This window comes from Marinifilum sp. JC120 (genome assembly GCA_004923195.1).
Taxonomy (GTDB): domain Bacteria; phylum Desulfobacterota; class Desulfovibrionia; order Desulfovibrionales; family Desulfovibrionaceae; genus Maridesulfovibrio.
In genome coordinates, this window is the sequence record RDSB01000004.1 from 227,956 (window position 1) to 244,759 (window position 16,804).

At 47.6% G+C, this 16,804-nt stretch carries 12 protein-coding genes; 5 read left to right on the plus strand and 7 right to left on the minus strand.

Features of this window, described 5'->3' with window-relative positions:
- Nucleotides 1-129: 129 nt before the first annotated feature.
- The 5 genes from D0S45_06305 (at nucleotide 130) to D0S45_06325 (ending at nucleotide 8,916) form a co-directional block, all read left to right on the plus strand.
- On the plus strand, nucleotides 130-2,190 hold the full coding sequence (locus D0S45_06305; GenBank protein ID TIH18165.1) for a ribonucleoside triphosphate reductase: 2,061 nt from the start codon (nucleotides 130-132) through the stop codon (nucleotides 2,188-2,190).
- A gap of 156 nt (nucleotides 2,191-2,346) precedes the next feature.
- A complete protein-coding gene (locus D0S45_06310; GenBank protein ID TIH18166.1) occupies nucleotides 2,347-2,577 on the plus strand; it encodes a hypothetical protein in 231 nt (76 codons plus the stop codon).
- 170 nt (nucleotides 2,578-2,747) lie between these two features.
- Nucleotides 2,748-5,060, plus strand: coding sequence for a PAS domain-containing protein (locus D0S45_06315; protein ID TIH18167.1), 2,313 nt, complete (start codon nucleotides 2,748-2,750; stop codon nucleotides 5,058-5,060).
- Between the two features lie 504 nt (nucleotides 5,061-5,564).
- On the plus strand, nucleotides 5,565-7,877 hold the full coding sequence (locus tag D0S45_06320; protein TIH18168.1) for a PAS domain-containing protein: 2,313 nt from the start codon (nucleotides 5,565-5,567) through the stop codon (nucleotides 7,875-7,877).
- Nucleotides 7,878-8,016: 139 nt separating this feature from the next.
- Nucleotides 8,017-8,916 carry a DMT family transporter gene (locus tag D0S45_06325; protein ID TIH18169.1) on the plus strand — a complete coding sequence of 300 codons (900 nt, stop codon included), beginning with the start codon at nucleotides 8,017-8,019 and terminating at the stop codon, nucleotides 8,914-8,916.
- 86 nt (nucleotides 8,917-9,002) lie between these two features.
- Here D0S45_06325 and nhaB read toward each other — a convergent pair whose 3' ends face one another.
- The 7 genes from nhaB to D0S45_06360 all read right to left on the minus strand — a co-directional run bounded on the left by nhaB (nucleotide 9,003) and on the right by D0S45_06360 (nucleotide 16,530).
- Nucleotides 9,003-10,493 carry a sodium/proton antiporter NhaB gene (gene nhaB, locus D0S45_06330; protein ID TIH18170.1) on the minus strand — a complete coding sequence of 497 codons (1,491 nt, stop codon included), beginning with the start codon at nucleotides 10,491-10,493 and terminating at the stop codon, nucleotides 9,003-9,005.
- Nucleotides 10,494-10,542: 49 nt separating this feature from the next.
- Nucleotides 10,543-11,982, minus strand: coding sequence for a transferase (locus D0S45_06335; protein ID TIH18171.1), 1,440 nt, complete (start codon nucleotides 11,980-11,982; stop codon nucleotides 10,543-10,545).
- Nucleotides 11,983-12,123: 141 nt separating this feature from the next.
- Nucleotides 12,124-13,593 carry an SLC13/DASS family transporter gene (locus tag D0S45_06340; GenBank protein ID TIH18172.1) on the minus strand — a complete coding sequence of 490 codons (1,470 nt, stop codon included), beginning with the start codon at nucleotides 13,591-13,593 and terminating at the stop codon, nucleotides 12,124-12,126.
- A 17-nt stretch (nucleotides 13,594-13,610) separates the two neighbouring features.
- Complete coding sequence (locus tag D0S45_06345; protein TIH18173.1) at nucleotides 13,611-14,165, minus strand: CBS domain-containing protein; 555 nt, start codon at nucleotides 14,163-14,165, stop codon at nucleotides 13,611-13,613.
- A 40-nt stretch (nucleotides 14,166-14,205) separates the two neighbouring features.
- The gene (locus D0S45_06350) at nucleotides 14,206-14,568 is read right to left on the minus strand and encodes a response regulator (protein TIH18174.1); all 363 of its coding nucleotides are present in this window, start codon (nucleotides 14,566-14,568) and stop codon (nucleotides 14,206-14,208) included.
- Between the two features lie 258 nt (nucleotides 14,569-14,826).
- Nucleotides 14,827-15,162, minus strand: coding sequence for a dinitrogenase iron-molybdenum cofactor biosynthesis protein (locus D0S45_06355; GenBank protein TIH18175.1), 336 nt, complete (start codon nucleotides 15,160-15,162; stop codon nucleotides 14,827-14,829).
- A 3-nt stretch (nucleotides 15,163-15,165) separates the two neighbouring features.
- Complete coding sequence (locus D0S45_06360) at nucleotides 15,166-16,530, minus strand: PAS domain-containing protein (GenBank protein TIH18176.1); 1,365 nt, start codon at nucleotides 16,528-16,530, stop codon at nucleotides 15,166-15,168.
- Nucleotides 16,531-16,804: the final 274 nt, after the last annotated feature.

Sequence of the window (16,804 nt, forward strand, 5' to 3'; positions counted from 1 at the left end):
AAATGCCACACCACCATAAGACACGGCTGAGCCGTGGGCTTGCAATCTGGGGAGGTTGCTCCCTTTTCTGCGCTCTTTTTACGGCGTGGACGGTGATGTGTGCGGACAAATTTTTAATCAGGTAGTTAAATGCCCAAACAAATTCTCAAACGTGACGGATGTCTCGAATCATGGTCCACTGAGCGGATCTCAGAAGCAATTTTCAAAGCTCTCAAAGCAAGCGGAATCAAAGATCCCCTGCTGAGTAAGCGTCTCGGACGTAAAGTTGAGCATAAGCTCGCTGAAGTTGATGTGCCCGAACAGGAAATGGTTCAGGACATGGTTCAGCTGGTTCTCATGGAGAACCGTCTTTACTCAGTTGCCGAACGTTACATCATTTACCGCGAAAAACGCCGCGAATTGCGCCGTCAGGATGAAACCTACCTCGACATCGCCGGAACCATTGAAAGTTACCTTGACCGTTCCGACTGGCGTGTAAATGAAAACTCCAACATGGGCCATTCCTTTCAGGGACTTATGCTGCACATGTCCGGAGCTGTTCAGGCCCGTTACTGCCTTGAAAAATATCCTGAAGAAATCAGGCTGGCTCACGAGCACGGCTATTTCCATATTCATGACCTTTCTTTCGGCCTTGCCGGTTATTGTGCTGGCTGGTCCCTGCGTGATCTGCTGCTGGACGGTTTCGGCCTCAAGGGCCGTTGCTCTTCCGGTCCGGCCCGCCATTTTGATTCCGTAACCGGACAGATGGTCAACTTCCTCGGCACCCTTCAGAATGAATGGGCAGGTGCGCAGGCTTTCAACAATGTTGATACCTACCTCGCTCCCTTCATCCGTCATGACGGTCTGGACTATGACCGTGTGAAGCAGATTGTGCAGAAGCTGATCTTCAACTTGAACACCACCTCCCGTTGGGGCGGACAGAGCCCGTTCACTAACTTCACCTTTGATATGGTTCCGCCTAAGCATATTGCTACCGAACCCGTTATCATCGGCGGAGAATTTCAGGATACCACCTACGGTGAGTACCAAGAAGAAATGGAGATGATCAACCGTGCCTTTGTTGAAGTCATGCTTGAAGGTGACTCCGATGGCCGCATCTTCTCCTTCCCCATTCCTACATATAACGTTACCCCGGATTTTCCGTGGGAAAGTGAAGTGGGCGAACTGCTCTTGCAGATGACCGCTAAATACGGCGCGCCTTATTTCCAGAACTTTATCAATTCCGACCTCAATCCCGAGGACGTGCGTTCCATGTGCTGCCGTTTGCAGATGGACCTGCGTGAGATCCGCAAGAAAACCGGTGGCCTGTTCGGTGCCGGAGACCTGACCGGTTCCATCGGTGTTGTTACCTTGAATCTGCCTAAACTGGCTTACCTCGCACAGGGTGAGGAAGATTTCCTCGACCTGATTACCGAGTACGCTACTCAGGCCAAGGATTCTTTGGAGTACAAACGCAAGCTGGTTTCCGCCAATTTTGAGAGCGGCATGTTCCCCTTCTCGCAGCGCTACCTGAAGAACGGTTTCAAGGGCCACTTCTCCACCATCGGCTTGATCGGTGGTAACGAAGCCTGCCACAACCTGCTTGGTAAAGGCATCGATACTCCCTCCGGGTCTCGTCTCATGCAGAGGGTTCTGCATCACCTGCGCGATCTGACCGTGGAATTTCAGGAAGAAACCGGAAACCTCTTCAACCTTGAAGCTACTCCGGGTGAAGGTACCTGCTACCGTCTGGCTAAGATTGATAAAAATCTTTATGCCGATATCTACACCTCCGGTGAGGATACTCCATACTACACCAACTCCACTCTGCTGCCAGTAGGTTCCACCGAGGACGTTGTCTACGCTCTTGAGCACCAGAACGCCTTGCAGACATTGTACAATGGTGGAACAGTATTCCATTCCTTTCTCGGTGAAGCTATTCCTGATACCACCGCGCTCAAGAACTTCATCATCAAAGCCATGACTAATACTAAGATTCCTTATATCTCGGTAACTCCGACCTTCTCCGTCTGCGAAGATCACGGCTATCTCTACGGTGAGCATTTTGAGTGCCCCGAGTGCGGCAAAGATGCCGAGGTTTACACCCGTATCGTCGGCTACTACCGTCCTGTGAACCGCTGGAATAAGGGTAAGCAGGAAGAATATCGTGAAAGGACTGAGTACAGCTATAGTTCATGTACTTGCGGCTAGTTTTGTTCAGGTGCATATTCTGAAATATGAAGTCCGGGGATTAATTTCCCCGGACTTTTTTGCTAGGTGGCATTTATATTGTTTTATAAGTGCTTGCGTTGAAAGTTTTCAGAATGTAATTTGTGTACTGACCGGAACCATTAACAGTATAAGAGTATGATATTATCAGCCAGCCAGTTACGCGCTTTGCGCCAGAGGAATGATGAGGAGCTTCGCAAGGGGAACTATGCCAAGCACGGCTATCCTGCCAATACCATTCAGGACCTTCTGCATACTGTAGAGGCTTTGAAGAGCGAAAAGAAGAAATGGAAAAAGGTCGCTCAGGAGCGAGGCGAACTGCTTAATAAAATGACCGGACTGTTGGACGACTACAATAAATCAAAATAAAGAATCCTTACGTTATAAGGGCCCCGGACTGGTTATGCAGTTCGGGGTCTTTTTTTTGATAATAATATTTATAAATTTGTCTTTTATTAGTAAGTGCTTACGTGTTTGAGTTTGTTTCCTTTAAGTGTATGGGGGTGATTTGGAAACTAAAACGTCTCAAAGAGGGATTTATGATTAAATTGAAAAGCATAAATAGCAGAATCGCTATATTGATAGCAGTTGTTGTGTTTGTGGCTATTGTATCTTTGATTATGGTAGTCAACACAATGACCAGATCTGCTGTTTACAGTATACAGAAGCAGAATATGGAAGTGCTTAACAATGAGCTTGGACAGCAGGTCGAAACTTTTGCAGTCGGAGCAATTGTCAACTTGAAAAGTATTGCCAAAAATAAGGAATACTATCGTGCCTTTGTAGATTCTTACGCACTGGGCAGTGCCAGCAAATCTCTTAAAGAAGCTTTGGCTGAACTTGAAGGAGCCAATGCTATCGGTGTTATCGACCGTAATGGTAAGGTGGTCTACGGATGGACCAAATCAGGGCAGAGCCTTAAAGGCATGGACCTTAGAAAGCGACCCTATTTGCAGGAAATACTTGGCGGCAATGAATATTCCGTTTCGGATTTGTTCAAATATGATGGTGCAAAATGTTATAACCTTGCGTTTGCAGCCCCCATTAAAGACATGACCGGAAAGGCCTTCGGCGGTGTTTTTATAGTATACACATGGGAAGAATATGTCGAGAAACTGATCGGTGACATCACTATAGGAAAGCAGGGCTATGCTTTCATGCTGGATAGGGACGGTAGCTTTATCGCTCATAAAGATCCCAGTCTTATCATGAAAAATGTATCCTCATACGACTTTGTGCGCAGGAGCTTGTCTGCGGAAAATGGTTTTTTCTCTTACTCGTGGGAAGGGGAACAAAAAGTACTCTCTTTTAGCAGGATCCCTATGACCGACTGGGTTGTCTGCATGTCTGCTTATGAGTCCGACTTGACGGAGGCTGCCACACAGCAGCGTAATGTTCTCGCCGGATTGGGGTTACTGTTAATTATTATACTTGTTGGGCTGATCGTGTTTGTTATCCGCATGCAGGTGACCAAACCTATGGAAAGAATCAGGGATTTTACCGGTGAGATCGCTGCCGGTAACCTGAAAGCAGAGTTGAACGGAAAGTTTGTCTGCGAGCTCAAGGATCTTTCCCTCAATATTGAGCATATGGTTGGGGAATTGAAAAATAAACTCGGCTTTTCTGAAGGGGTTCTTAAAGGACTTGTTCTTCCATGCTGCATTGTCGGACCGGACGGAAATATTGCTTGGATCAACTCTCAGATTTGCGAACTGATTGAAAGCAGGGTTAGAGTTGAAGATGCAGTTGGCATGATTGCGGGTGAGTTCTTTTTTGGCGATAGGAGTAGGAGAACTCTTTCCCAGCAGGCAATCGCTGAAGAACGCCAGATTCAGCAGGAAGCTGAGTACACAACTTTTTCCGGTGCACATAAGAATATTATGGTTTCGGCCACCCCGTTTTACGATATGGACGGGCAGATGCTGGGCTCCGTGGCTGTCTGGTTTGACATGACGGAAATTCGCACTCAACAGCGAAAGATTGAGGAAAACAATATAATGATTTCCGAAGCGGCAGCCAGTGCCACCGAGGTTTCCAATCAGGTATCCAGTTTTTCTGAAGCTCTCGCGGCGCAGGTGGAGCAGTCCAGCCGTGGGGCGGAAGAGCAGTCGGTAATGGCAAGTGAGGCTGCCACGGCCATGGATGAAATGAACTCCACTGTTTTGGAAGTCGCGCGTAATGCCTCCTCTGCCGCAGACCTTGCACTTGAGTCTCAGGAAAAGGCCGGGGAAGGCGAGCGAATGGTTGCCAATGCGGTTTCGACTATCGCTGAGGTGCGCTCACAATCAGAACAATTGCAGGAAGATATGGCCGATCTGGGCAAACAGGCCGATGGAATTGGCAACATCATGGGTGTTATCAGCGATATTGCCGACCAGACAAACCTGCTGGCACTTAACGCTGCCATTGAAGCTGCCCGCGCCGGTGATGCCGGGCGTGGTTTTGCGGTGGTTGCTGATGAAGTTCGTAAGCTGGCAGAGAAGACTATGACCGCGACTTATGAGGTAGGTGAATATATTTCCAATATCCAAGCCAGTGCCGGAAAGAATATTGAAAATACGGAAAAATCTACTGAGGCCATCATGGACGTTACGGACTTGATTAACCAGTCCGGTGAAGTTTTGAAGGATATCGTGGATAAGGTTTCCGAAACCAATGATCAGGTTCGTTCCATTGCAACTGCATCGGAAGAGCAGTCCGCAGCCAGCGAGCAGATCAGTCGTTCTACCGGACAGATTAATTCTATTGCCGGGGAAACCGCACAGGCTATGAATGAGTCCGCTGAAGCGGTCAGCCGGATGTCCGGTTTGGCTAGGGAATTGGATGGTATTATCGGGCGTATGCAGAATTAATATTATAAATATATTGTAGCGAGTGTGGCTTAAAATAGGCCCTCGTACTGTTAATTCAGTGCGAGGGCTTTAATTATGTCAGCCTCTTGTTAAGTTTACTGGTATTCTACCTGATTAAACAGGGGAGTGCTGGCATGGAATTTCATTTTTATGATCAAAAAAGCTGGATGATTGGCTTGTTAAGGTTCATTGATTTTGATATTCAGTATCACGACTGAAGTGCTCTCCAGATATGTAGAATATCGTAGAATTGTAATTAAACGTTTTCCACAATTCACCTTCAAAAAATTGTCAAACAGATGTTGTAGTCATCTTACAGATATTACTACTCAAATAAATTAAGGAGTGCTGACATGGTTTTTTGAGACGAAATGAAGCTATTTTAGTTAGTGGGCAATTATAAATTTAGCTTCAGCAATAGAAAATAATATAACTAAAATAGAATGCGGTTAAAAAACTCCATAGTGATGGCGTGTTTTTGTTGCAAACAATAAGGGGGTTGGAATGAATTTCAAGAGTATTAATACAGGTCTTTCCATTTTGATAACTGCGATAGTTTCTATTTCAGTTGTCGCTTTTGTGGTTGTGGTCAGCTCCATGACCAATTCAGCTGTCCTGAGTATTCAGGAACAGAACATGGAAGTGCTGAACAATAAAGTAGTCAATCAGGTTGATCAATTTTTGGAGCTTTCAAAAAGTGATCTTGTTGATTACGCCAATAGTGCTGACCTTCAGAATGCATTTGTAGATGACGAATCCAGGAAAAGGATACTGAAGCAGTTCAAGCAGAAAATGAGTAACAATAGCAGACTTGCAACTTTGGCTGCTTTTGATTTGGATGGACAGATTGCTTTTGGTCTTAAGTCAGGCGGTCAGCCTACAGCTGCTGCGGACCTCCGTTCCCGTAAATATGTGCAAAAGATTTTGAATGGCAGTAATTTTGCTGTGTCTGAAGTTTTGAAATCTGCGTTGGATGGCCGATTTGTTGTGGCCATGGCTGTACCGGTCCGTAATGACCAGGGTAAGCTTATTGGTGGGTTCTTCTCTGCTGTTGATTGGCAAGATTATTCACAGGATATGATCGGAGATATTTCCATAGGTGAAGAGGGGTATGCCTATATTTTAGATAGTAAAGGTCGCATCATCGCCCATAAGGTCAATCAGGAGCTTATTTTAAAAGACGTTTCCAGTCAGCAGTTTGTCAAAGACAGTCTTGCTGCTTCCAAGGGTAAGACTGAATATGAATGGGAAGGTCGAGCCAAGATTCAGTTGTTTCAGGTTGTGCCCTCCACTGGCTGGGTTGTCTGCATGTCCGCTTATGTTTCGGATTTGACCAGAGCTGCAATTGAAGAGCGTAATATACTTATTGGAATGGGAACCGTCATGGTCTTGATTCTTGTAAGCGTGATTGTCTTTACCATCCGCAGGCAGGTTACCGGACCCATGGCTACCATTCGGGATTTCACAAGTGAGATTGCCCATGGTAATTTCAAAGCTGAACTTACTGGCAAATACGTCTGCGAACTTAAGGATCTTTCCGAGAATATTGATCACATGGTAGCGGAGCTTAAGAATAAACTTGGCTTCTCAGAGGGAGTGCTTAACGGTCTGGTGCTGCCTTGTGCGATTGTCGGTCCTGATGACAATATGCTTTGGGCTAACTCCGAAGTGTGTGAATTGGTTGAAAGCAAAATCGGTCCTGATAGACTTGATGGCATTAGTTCCGGGGAGTTCATTTACGGTGACGCTAGTCGAGAGACTGTTTTAGCGAAAGCGACAAAAGAAAAGCGTCAGATTCAGCAGGAAGTTGATTTTAGCACTCCTTCCGGACTCTTCAAGAATTTGATGGTATCTGCCACTCCATTTTATGATATGGACGGAGTTATGCTCGGCTCTGTGGCTTTGTGGATTGATATGACTGAAATCCGCGAACAGCAGCGCAAGATCGAAGAAAATAACATCATGATTTCCGAGGCCGCAGCCAGTGCCACCGAGGTTTCCAATCAGGTGTCAGGTTTTTCCGAGGCTTTGTCCGCACAGGTGGAGCAATCCAGCCGTGGTGCCGAAGAACAGTCGGTAATGGCCAGCGAAGCTGCTACTGCCATGGATGAGATGAATTCCACTGTATTCGAAGTCGCCCGTAATGCTTCCACCGCTGCTGAACTGGCAGATTCTTCTCAGCAGAAGGCCGGGGAAGGTGAGCAGAAGGTTGAACAGGCCGTTGAAACAATCACGCAGATTCGTGTTCAGTCTGACCAGATGCAGAAGGATATGGCCGATCTCGGTAAGCAGGCTGACGGCATCGGCAACATCATGGGTGTAATCAGTGATATTGCTGACCAGACCAACCTGCTGGCACTTAATGCCGCAATCGAGGCCGCTCGTGCCGGTGATGCCGGACGCGGTTTTGCTGTGGTTGCTGATGAGGTTCGCAAGCTTGCTGAATCCACTATGAATGCGACCAGTGAGGTTGGGGAATATATCGGTCGTATTCAGGAAAGTGCCAAAACTAACATCGCCAATACCGAGAAATCCACCAAGGCCATCGGAGAGGTAACCGAGTTGGTCAATCAGTCCGGTGATATCTTGAAGGAAATTGTGGATAAGGTTTCCGAGACAGCCGATCAGGTCCGCTCCATTGCGACTGCATCGGAAGAACAGTCCGCAGCCAGTGAACAGATCAGCCGCTCCACCGGACAGATCAATACCATTGCAAGTGAAACCGCGCAGGCTATGAATGAATCTGCCGAAGCGGTCAGCCGCATGTCCGAACTGGCAAAAGAACTGGATGGGATTATTGTCCGTATGCAGGGATAGTAATTAAGCTTAATAAGTAATAAAAGGCTGAGGCTCGCGTATATATGCGTAGAGTTTCAGCCTTTTTTAGGTATTCATCTCATTCTTGTCCAAATCATTGTCCTTTAAGTAACGAATGTATAGGTTTACATTGTGAAAAATGTTTAAGGAGATATGGATGGTTAAGGGATTGGTCTACTCGATATTGTCGGCAATCGGTCTGGGAACACTTGCAATCTTTTTTAAGCTCGGCCTCGCAATGGGGATGGAGCCTTTGGAATTAATTCAATACCGTTTTACGCTTGGTGCTGTTGTTCTTTTTGCGTGGCTGGGAATAACCAGTCCAAGGCTTCTTAGAGTCCGCCCGAAGGTTCTTATAAAAGCAGCGGTTCTAGGAGTCTTAATTTATCCGCTCCAGTCATGGCTTTTCATAATGGCACTAAAACATATCCCTGCTTCAACCACTTCTTTGATTTACTATTTTTATCCTTTGATGACGACGCTGATTGCGATTGTTTTTTTAAAACTAAGGCCGGGGCGGGCCGTTTTTGCCGCTTTGGGGTTGATTATTGCCGGAAGTGGACTCGTTTTTTATAATGCTTTTGCCCGGCAGCTTGATGAGCAGGGAATTATTTATGCTTTAGGGTGCATGGCCTGTTTCTCTATTTACTTGACGGTCATACAGATTTTTACCCGCGATGATGAAGCTAAGGTGATCGTCCCTTATGTTATTTTATGTATGGCGATTGTTTTCAGCCTGATTTCTTCACCTCTTAAGATATTTACATTAAATGCTCAGGGCTGGATGATTGCCGTGGGGCTGGGTGTAATCCCGACAGCTTTGGCGATAAGTCTTCTTTATAGAGCTGTGGATGCTATCGGAAGTGCCAACGCCGCAATTTTTTCCACTATCGAACCTGTAACCACGGTTCTGCTGGCAGCCTTTATTTTAGGAGAGCATATTTCCTTGATTCAGATTTTCGGAATGGCTTTGATTCTGTTGGGAATTATCTTGCCTAATTTGCAATTGCTTAAAAGAAAAGCAGTTGTCCGCGAGTAGTTTTTTCTTTTTTAGAGATACAAATAAAGAAAGCCCCTGCCGAGTACTCGGCAGGGGCTTTTGCTTTAGTTATCTGTAATCAGTTCCTACAGGAAGTACCAAGTCGCGGCGAGGCCGGTGATGGACATGGTAATAGTGTAGGGGAAGGCCATCTTAACCATCTGGCCGTATGAGAGCCTGATAAGCGGAGCAATGGCGGAGGTCAGCAGGAACAGGAATGCAGCCTGACCGTTAGGAGTTGCAACACTGGGGATGTTAGTACCGGTGTTGATTGCAACTGCGAGCAGGTCGAACTGTTCGCGGCTGATAAGGCCGTTCTGGAATGCTTTCAGGGTTTCAGATACGTATACTGTCGCAACAAATACGTTGTCTGAAAGCATGGAGAGCACGCCGTTAGCGATGTAGTATGCGGCCAACTGAACTTTACCTTCGAGGCTGAGAACGTAGTTGATTACCGGAGAAAAAAGGTGCTGTTCATGAATAACACCTACAATTGCAAAGAAAACAACCAGCAAAGCAGTAAAGGGCAGGGCCTCTTCAAATGCGTGTCCGATTCTGTGTTCTTCGGTAATACCGTTAAGAGCGGTCAGGAGAACGATTACAGTCAGACCGATAAGGCCTACTTCTGCAATGTGGAATGCCAGAGCGAGAACGAGGAAGAGAGCTGCACAGGCCTGAGTGAACAGAGCTGCTTTTTTCTTGAGGCTCATTTCTTCATCATTTTTGCGGTCTTCCTCTTCGAGGATTTCACGCACGTTCTGGGGCAGCTGGTAGCCGTATCCGAAGATACCGGTCACTTCCAGCATGATGCAGGTCAAAAGGCCTACAACCAGTACAGGCATGGATACCGGGGCAACTCTGATAAAGAACTCTATGAACTCCCAGCCCATGGTCTTACCGATGAGCAGGTTCTGAGGTTCACCAACGATGGTACATACACCACCGAGTGCTGTACCTACGGCACCGTGCATCATGAGGTTTCTCAGGAAGCCGCGAAATTCAGCAAGATGGCTGACACATTCACCTTTAAGCTTGGTATCATCAGACAGAGAGCATTTACCTGTGGAAGCAAAGCGGTGGTATATCCCGTAGAAACCGTATGCAACTGCAATGATTACAGCTGTAACGGTCAGTGCGTCGAGGAAAGCAGAGAGGATTGCTCCTGAAAATGAAAAGAGCAATGAGATGATGATTTTTGATTTGACGCGGGTAATGATCTTAGTGAAAGCATACTGGAGCATGTCTTTCATAAAATGGATACCTGCAACCATGAACATCAGCAGCAGAATTACCGGGAAGTTCAGTACCGTCTCGTTATAGACAGTTTCGGGTGAGGCCAGTCCAATTGCAATTGCTTCAACCGCGAGCAAGCCGCCTGCCGGAAGAGGATAGCACTTGAGTGCCATGGCCAGAGTGAAAATAAACTGTCCGATCAATACCCAACCGGTAATGAATGGGCCAGCTACGGCCATGAGAATCGGGTTGAGCACGAGAAAGCCGATAATGGTCAGTTTGTACCAGTCCGGAGAATTACCTAGTAGGTTCTTCTGCAGTGCCTGTGACATTGTTTTGGGCACGGGTTACTCCTTTTGCCTTTTGTGTGGGACCAAGCGATCAGTGGTTTCTTTAAAGATCACTGGGGACCAGCGGGTCGATTGTCAGTTCTGGATAGAGTCCCTGCAACTCTCCTTCAGGATAAGGCTGAAGGATATTGAAGGAGATGTCCTGAGTTTGCTGGGAATGGCCCGCTGTTTCTTCGGTTCCATCCCAGAAAGCACCATTAGCTTCGAGAATATGTTCGATACGGTGCCTGAATCCATCAACAAATTTAGCTCCGATACCTTCAAAGGTCATGTTGCCGAGACGGAACTGGCCTTTGAGTGCAGCGAAGTCAGAAAGAGGAATCGAGTGCATTTCGAGATCTTCTTGTTTGCTGATATAGCCCCAAACGAGATAGTTGTCAGGTATTTTAATGGGTTCTTGCGCATCTATAATTGTATGCGGCATTAATATGGTTCCCGCTCCGACTTCGATTTTAGAATCTTCTTTACCGTTGAGGAAAGAGTTGAAGCCAACGAAGGAACGTTTACCCATGTGGGTGTAAATCACTTTACCGCCGTGAGGGGTAACAACCTCTCCTTCGTAGACGGAATTGATGATGTAGCAGTTTTCCTGAGCATTCGCGCCGGGGCCGAGGGTAGAGTTCTCAATGTAGGACCTTTGAGCTACGAGAACATTTTTATCCACTTTGCAGTCGCCTTTGAGTACTGCGTAGGGGCTTACTGATGCACCTTCGGGAACGTCGATGGAAAGCTCAGGCTTAACTGAGGAATAGATGGGCACAAAGTCTTCTTTGCGCTCATCAAAGAAGTCCATGAGGATTCCTTTGGGTCTGCTGTCTTCCATGCGGATGTATTTTTCAAGGATTTCTTCAGGGTATTGGTAGTTGAACTCAAAAGCGCCGTCCGCTTTAACCCAGACCCGGCCCGCTTTGATGCGTTTGTGGGAAAGTTCTCCGGCCTGCACGTAGGAGTAAGCTCCGACTGCGCAGTCGTGCATTATGGAGAGGTCGACGGAGGAGAAAGGCTCAAGGAAACAGCCTTCCACGGAAGTGCCGTGAATGTTTGCGTAATGCAGAGACACGGTGTTTGAAATTTTGAAGCACTCAAGGTTTTCAGGGTCGTGGGAGTTGTTGTGCACGAGGGTTTTCATCAGAAAACTATCGCGGATCTTAATGACCTCGTCGTCGCGGAGCTTGATTTTCTGCCCGTTGAGTTCTACCTCGCTGCCGCTTCTCTTAAGCTCATCTCCACGGATATCACTCTTGTAGAGGATGGAGTGGTTCACCTTACATTTACCGAGGAAGTAGGTTCCCCCGATGCTTGAATGACGAAAGTTGAACATGAGAGGGTGGTTGTTGGTCAGGGAGTAAAACGCGTAGTAGAGCGCGAAGCTGTCTTCGGGGATGAGGCCCTTGATATAAGGTCCGACATCCACAAGGGGCTCGCGCAGGTTGATGTTCACACGGTTGACGATATGGTCAATAAGCTTATTAAGCTGTTTCATAAATCCTTCTCGCTTTTTGGTTGGGTGCCGGAAGTCGTAGGCGGAAACCGGCAGCAGGGTTTGTACAAATCGGACGGTCCCGGCACGCCTTGCCGGGACCGTCCTGCCCTTTGTATAATATTTCCCTATAACCCTATACGGCTAACCCGGCAAGGCCACGGGCATACCCATGATAGGCCAGATAAACTTGACAAAGATAGCGGTTACGACCATCAGCAAGACACTTGCGGGGACGCCGTACATGAAGAATTCACCAGTGGTGAACTGCTTGGAGTCGTAAGCGATTGCGTTGGGAGCTGCGCCAACCAGCAGAAGGAAGGGCATACCTGCAACAACCAGTGCCGCGAAGAGGATAACTTCCGGGGCCACGCCGAGGTAAGGCGCGATAACAAGTGCCACCGGTAGCGAGATCGCAATAGCCGCCACGTTCATGATGAAGTTTGTCATCATCATTACGAAGAAGGCGATGGACAAGATGAAGATAAATCCGCTTGACTCCTGGAAGAGAACCAGCCAGTTCACCGCCATCCACTTAGCCGCGCCGGTATCCCAGAGACAGAAACCGATGGACATAGCACCTGCAAAGAGAAGGATGATGTTCCAGGGAATATCTTCAAGGTCGTTGATGTCCAGAATCTTGAACACAAAGAATGAGATGGACGAGAGCAGAATAATGGAAGTCTTGTCGATGGCCTTAAGTTCAGGGATGAAGGACCGCAGACTCATGACCAGAATAACGCCACCAACCAGAATCGCCGCCATTTTTTCATCACGGGAAAGCGGACCCATCTGGGAGTTGAGCTCTCTGGCTTTTTCACGCAGACCGGGGATTACGTCTTTTTCAGGCTTCAGGAAGATCATAAAGAATCCCCAAAGCAGGAAGACCATAGCCCAGCCGATGGGTGCCATGTAGTAGGTCAATTCGAAGAAGGTTACGTCTTTGCCCAGAATCTCGTTGTAAAAACCGATGGCGACCGCGCCGCGCGCTGCACCGAGCAGGGTGACGATAGAACCGGCACCAGCTACATAAGCCATACCGATGAATAATCCCTTACCGAACTTGGTGGGCTTGTCTCCTTCTCCGTAGAGGGAGTAAATAGCCAGCAGCAGCGGGTAGATAGTCGCCGCAACAGCAGTGTGAGCCATGATATGGGTCAGCAACGCAGTTACAACGAATACGCCCAGATAGATGCGGCTGGTCCTTTCGCCGACGACCATGAGCATCTTATAGGCCAGACGCTTGGTCAGTCCGGTTTTGGTGAATACGAGGCCGATCATGATGGAGGCAAAGATAAACAGGACGGAGGGGTCCATGAAATCCTTGAAAGCCACCTTGGCCGGGCGGATAAAAAACATAGCCTGCAATACGCCGATGGCCAGAGAGGTTACACCGATGGGGACTACTTCAAAGACCCACCATGTACCTGCCAGCAGAAATACGCCGATGGCACCCTTAGCTTCTTTACTTAACGCGAAATGCTGTCCACCGGGGTCAATTGCATCCGGCCATGCCGGGCAGTAGTAGACAAAGGCAAAAAGGGAGACTCCAAGCAGCATAAAAAACAGCCTTTTGAAATCAAATCCGGGCTTGTTTGCAACTTCAGCACTCATTATTCAGCTCCTTGCAATTAGGCTGTTTCGATCTCGCAAGCGAGAATAGCGGTTCTGACTTTATCAAAGGCGTCGCCGAGGCGGACTACACCGGTGATAATGCCATCCTTCTGGACCAGCAGCGGCTGGTGCACTCCGAGCACAAAAGCGTGCAGAGCTTTGTCGAGGGTTTCGTCCTCGTCAAGGATTTCTGCTTTTTTAGGTGAGTGCATGACTTCTCCTGCCTTTGCTCCGGCATTTTTGCGGCAGAGGCTGGAAAGAGGTTCAGACCAGAGATTAAAATCGCGATAGACTTTTTGAACGAAGTCCATGCTCAAGGCATTTGGATGATGCTTGTCATCCATCTTGAAGTAGGAAGGTTCCATATGCTTGAAGATGTCGAGCATAGTGATTTTACCTACGACCTTGCCGTTATCGTCTTCGACAAGCAGGTCGCGGTGCGGATGAGGAAGGTTCAGTTCTTCTCCCTGCTGAGCAAGGCATTGCAATGCTTCAAACAGTGTGGTGTCTGTTTTTACCCTGTTGTATTCTTCAACAGGGATCATCAGATCTTTTACTTTAAATTTATTCACATTTTCCCCCTAGGTAGGTTGTCCAAATGACTATTGCCGTCTAGCTGTCCTGTGTACAGACTCTGCGTAGAGTCTTTAACAGCGCGGCAATATCCACTGGAACTGAAATTTCAGCACATGCCCCCAGATTCATAGCTTCAATGGAAAGCGGAATCTTATTGTGCCGATTGATTAGAACAACTTTCAAATCAGGAACGATTGGCGAAATGTCTTCCATGAATTTCAAGGAACTCCGACCGAATCCAGACAGACCGAGGACAATACCGTCCAGTTCGTTCTCGCGTATGAATTTTTCAGCCTCGTCCAGATTTCCTGAGTCCGCGACCTGCAAGCCTTCACTCTTGAGGCGCAGAACCAGGTGCTCACGGAATTCCGAGTCCAGTTCAACAATCATTATTTTCATGTTTTAAACGTTGTCTTTGCTACTGGCCGGGAATTCGGCCTTTGCAGCACCCGCCTCAACAAAGCACTGAGTGTGCCAGATAGAATAATTCCATTTATACCAGACTTTTAACCTTGGCGGAAGGTGTTTTGTTTCTTTTTGTTGAAACAAAATGAACTATTGTGAAAACTTTCTCAAGAAACAATATGAAACATTTAGAAACAAAGTATAGTTGTACGATAAAAGGGTGGTGAATTTATAGGGAGTTAGAGAGGGTGATTAAGGTTTGTAAAAATTGTCTCCGCAGGAGAGCTTTTCGTCCTTGTAGGCTTGTATTACTTTTTTTACAGGTCCGATGACGTCGTCGAGGACCTCAATGCCTTTCCACTTGAGGTACTGGTAATGTTCATCATCAATGCCGCCGCAGACCACAGCATCAGTATGATCGGAGGTTGCCAAGGCGCAAAGGTCATCGGCGGATGCCTGCGGTAAAACAATGATGCGTTCGTTTATTTCTCCATTGGATTTAATTTTGGCTAGTAGTACATCCGTGGCGAGGTCAAAACGGGGAGCAACTTCATTGTTGAGCAGGGCTACCATGATTTTGTGCGACATAATTTATCCGTTTATGGAGTGTTTTTTCAACTTACGCCAAAGGGTGGAGCGAGACCAGCCGAGCCTTGCGGCAGCTTCCCCTTTGCGTCCGCCGCATTTAAGCAAAGTGTCCATGATCATCTGCTTTTCGGCATCATCCCAGTTCTGGGCCGAGGAGTATTCCAGCGGGACCATCCTTTCCTGAGTGGCGTGAGCGGATTCCGTTACCGGGCGCAGGATGTCCTGCTCGGTCAGGTAGGCGGGAAGATGGCTGGAGCCGATGAGATCACGATCGCAGAAGTTGACCGCGTATTCCACAATGTTGCTAAGTTCGCGCACGTTTCCGGGGTAGCGGTAGGCGGATAAAATTTTAGCTGATTTTTTGGAAAAACCTTTGATCTTTTTATTAAATTTATCGCAGTAGGCCATAAGGAAGTGGTTTTTGAGTAGCAGAATATCATCACCACGTTCACGTAGGGGCGGCAAATGCAGATGGACTACGTTTAATCTGAAAAGCAGGTCGGCGCGGAAGGTTTTTTCCTGAACCATTTTTTTCAGGTCCCGGTGGGTGGCAACTATAACCCGCACATCGGCATTGAAGCCTCGTGAACTGCCCAGCGGATGAATTACTTTGTCATCCAGAAATGAAAGCAGTTTGACCTGCAAGGGGAGAGGCAAATCTCCTATTTCAGTAAGAAAGAATGAGCCGTTATGGGCCAGTTTGATACGTCCGGGGCGGTCCTCATTGGCTCCGGTGAAAGCTCCCTTCACATGTCCGAAGAGTTCCGATTCCAATAAAGTTTCCGGCAGCGCGCCGCAGTTTACCTTAATAAATGGCGCGCCCGCACGGTCTGAGGCATTGTGGATGGCTTCGGCCAGTACATCTTTACCTGTTCCGGTTTCCCCGGTGATGAGTACTGATGAATCCGTTCCTGCAATGGAAGGGACCATGCTGAAAATTTTAACCATTTCCGGGCTGGTGCCGATCAGTCCGCCCAACGAGTAAGCCTTGCTGGCCGAGCTGCTTAGTTCCGCAACCTGCCGGATGTCCTGAATGGTTTCAATGTATCCTGAAATTACATTGTCGCTGCTCACTATCGGTGAAATGTTCAGCCGGATAGGAACTTTGGCTCTTGTGCGGTCAATAATGTCAGCATCAATCGATACTGTCTGGAAGTCTGCCTTGTCTGCCATGACCGGGCAGCCTTTGAAGCAGTAATCGCAGCGCAATCCCAGATAGCATTTTAAGTCCTGCATGGACTCCGGGTCGGCTCCGGTGATGGTCTGCCATGCACGGTTGACCAGTTTCACCCTCCCCTCGATGTCCAGCACAGCAATGCCGATAGGGACCTCGTTTAAAAGGTCCGGGAGCAAAAACTGCTGGCCCATCAGGCCGCTTACTATATACTGGGATTCGTTAGTCACATGATTTTGATATCATGAATGGTTTTGATGCGCTATGCGCTTTTTGGTGCCTCCGGCGGCTGGGGAAGGGGAGAGAAAACTTTGCTAACGCTGAAATGCTACACAAAAAACGGACACCCCATTTTTAGGTTAAGCAGCTAGTTGTTGTTTATGGTAATAGTCCTGCTCAAATCGCTCCGGTGAGACATAGCCGATCCCAGCATGTCTGCGTTTCCTGTTATAAAAAATTTCAAGATAG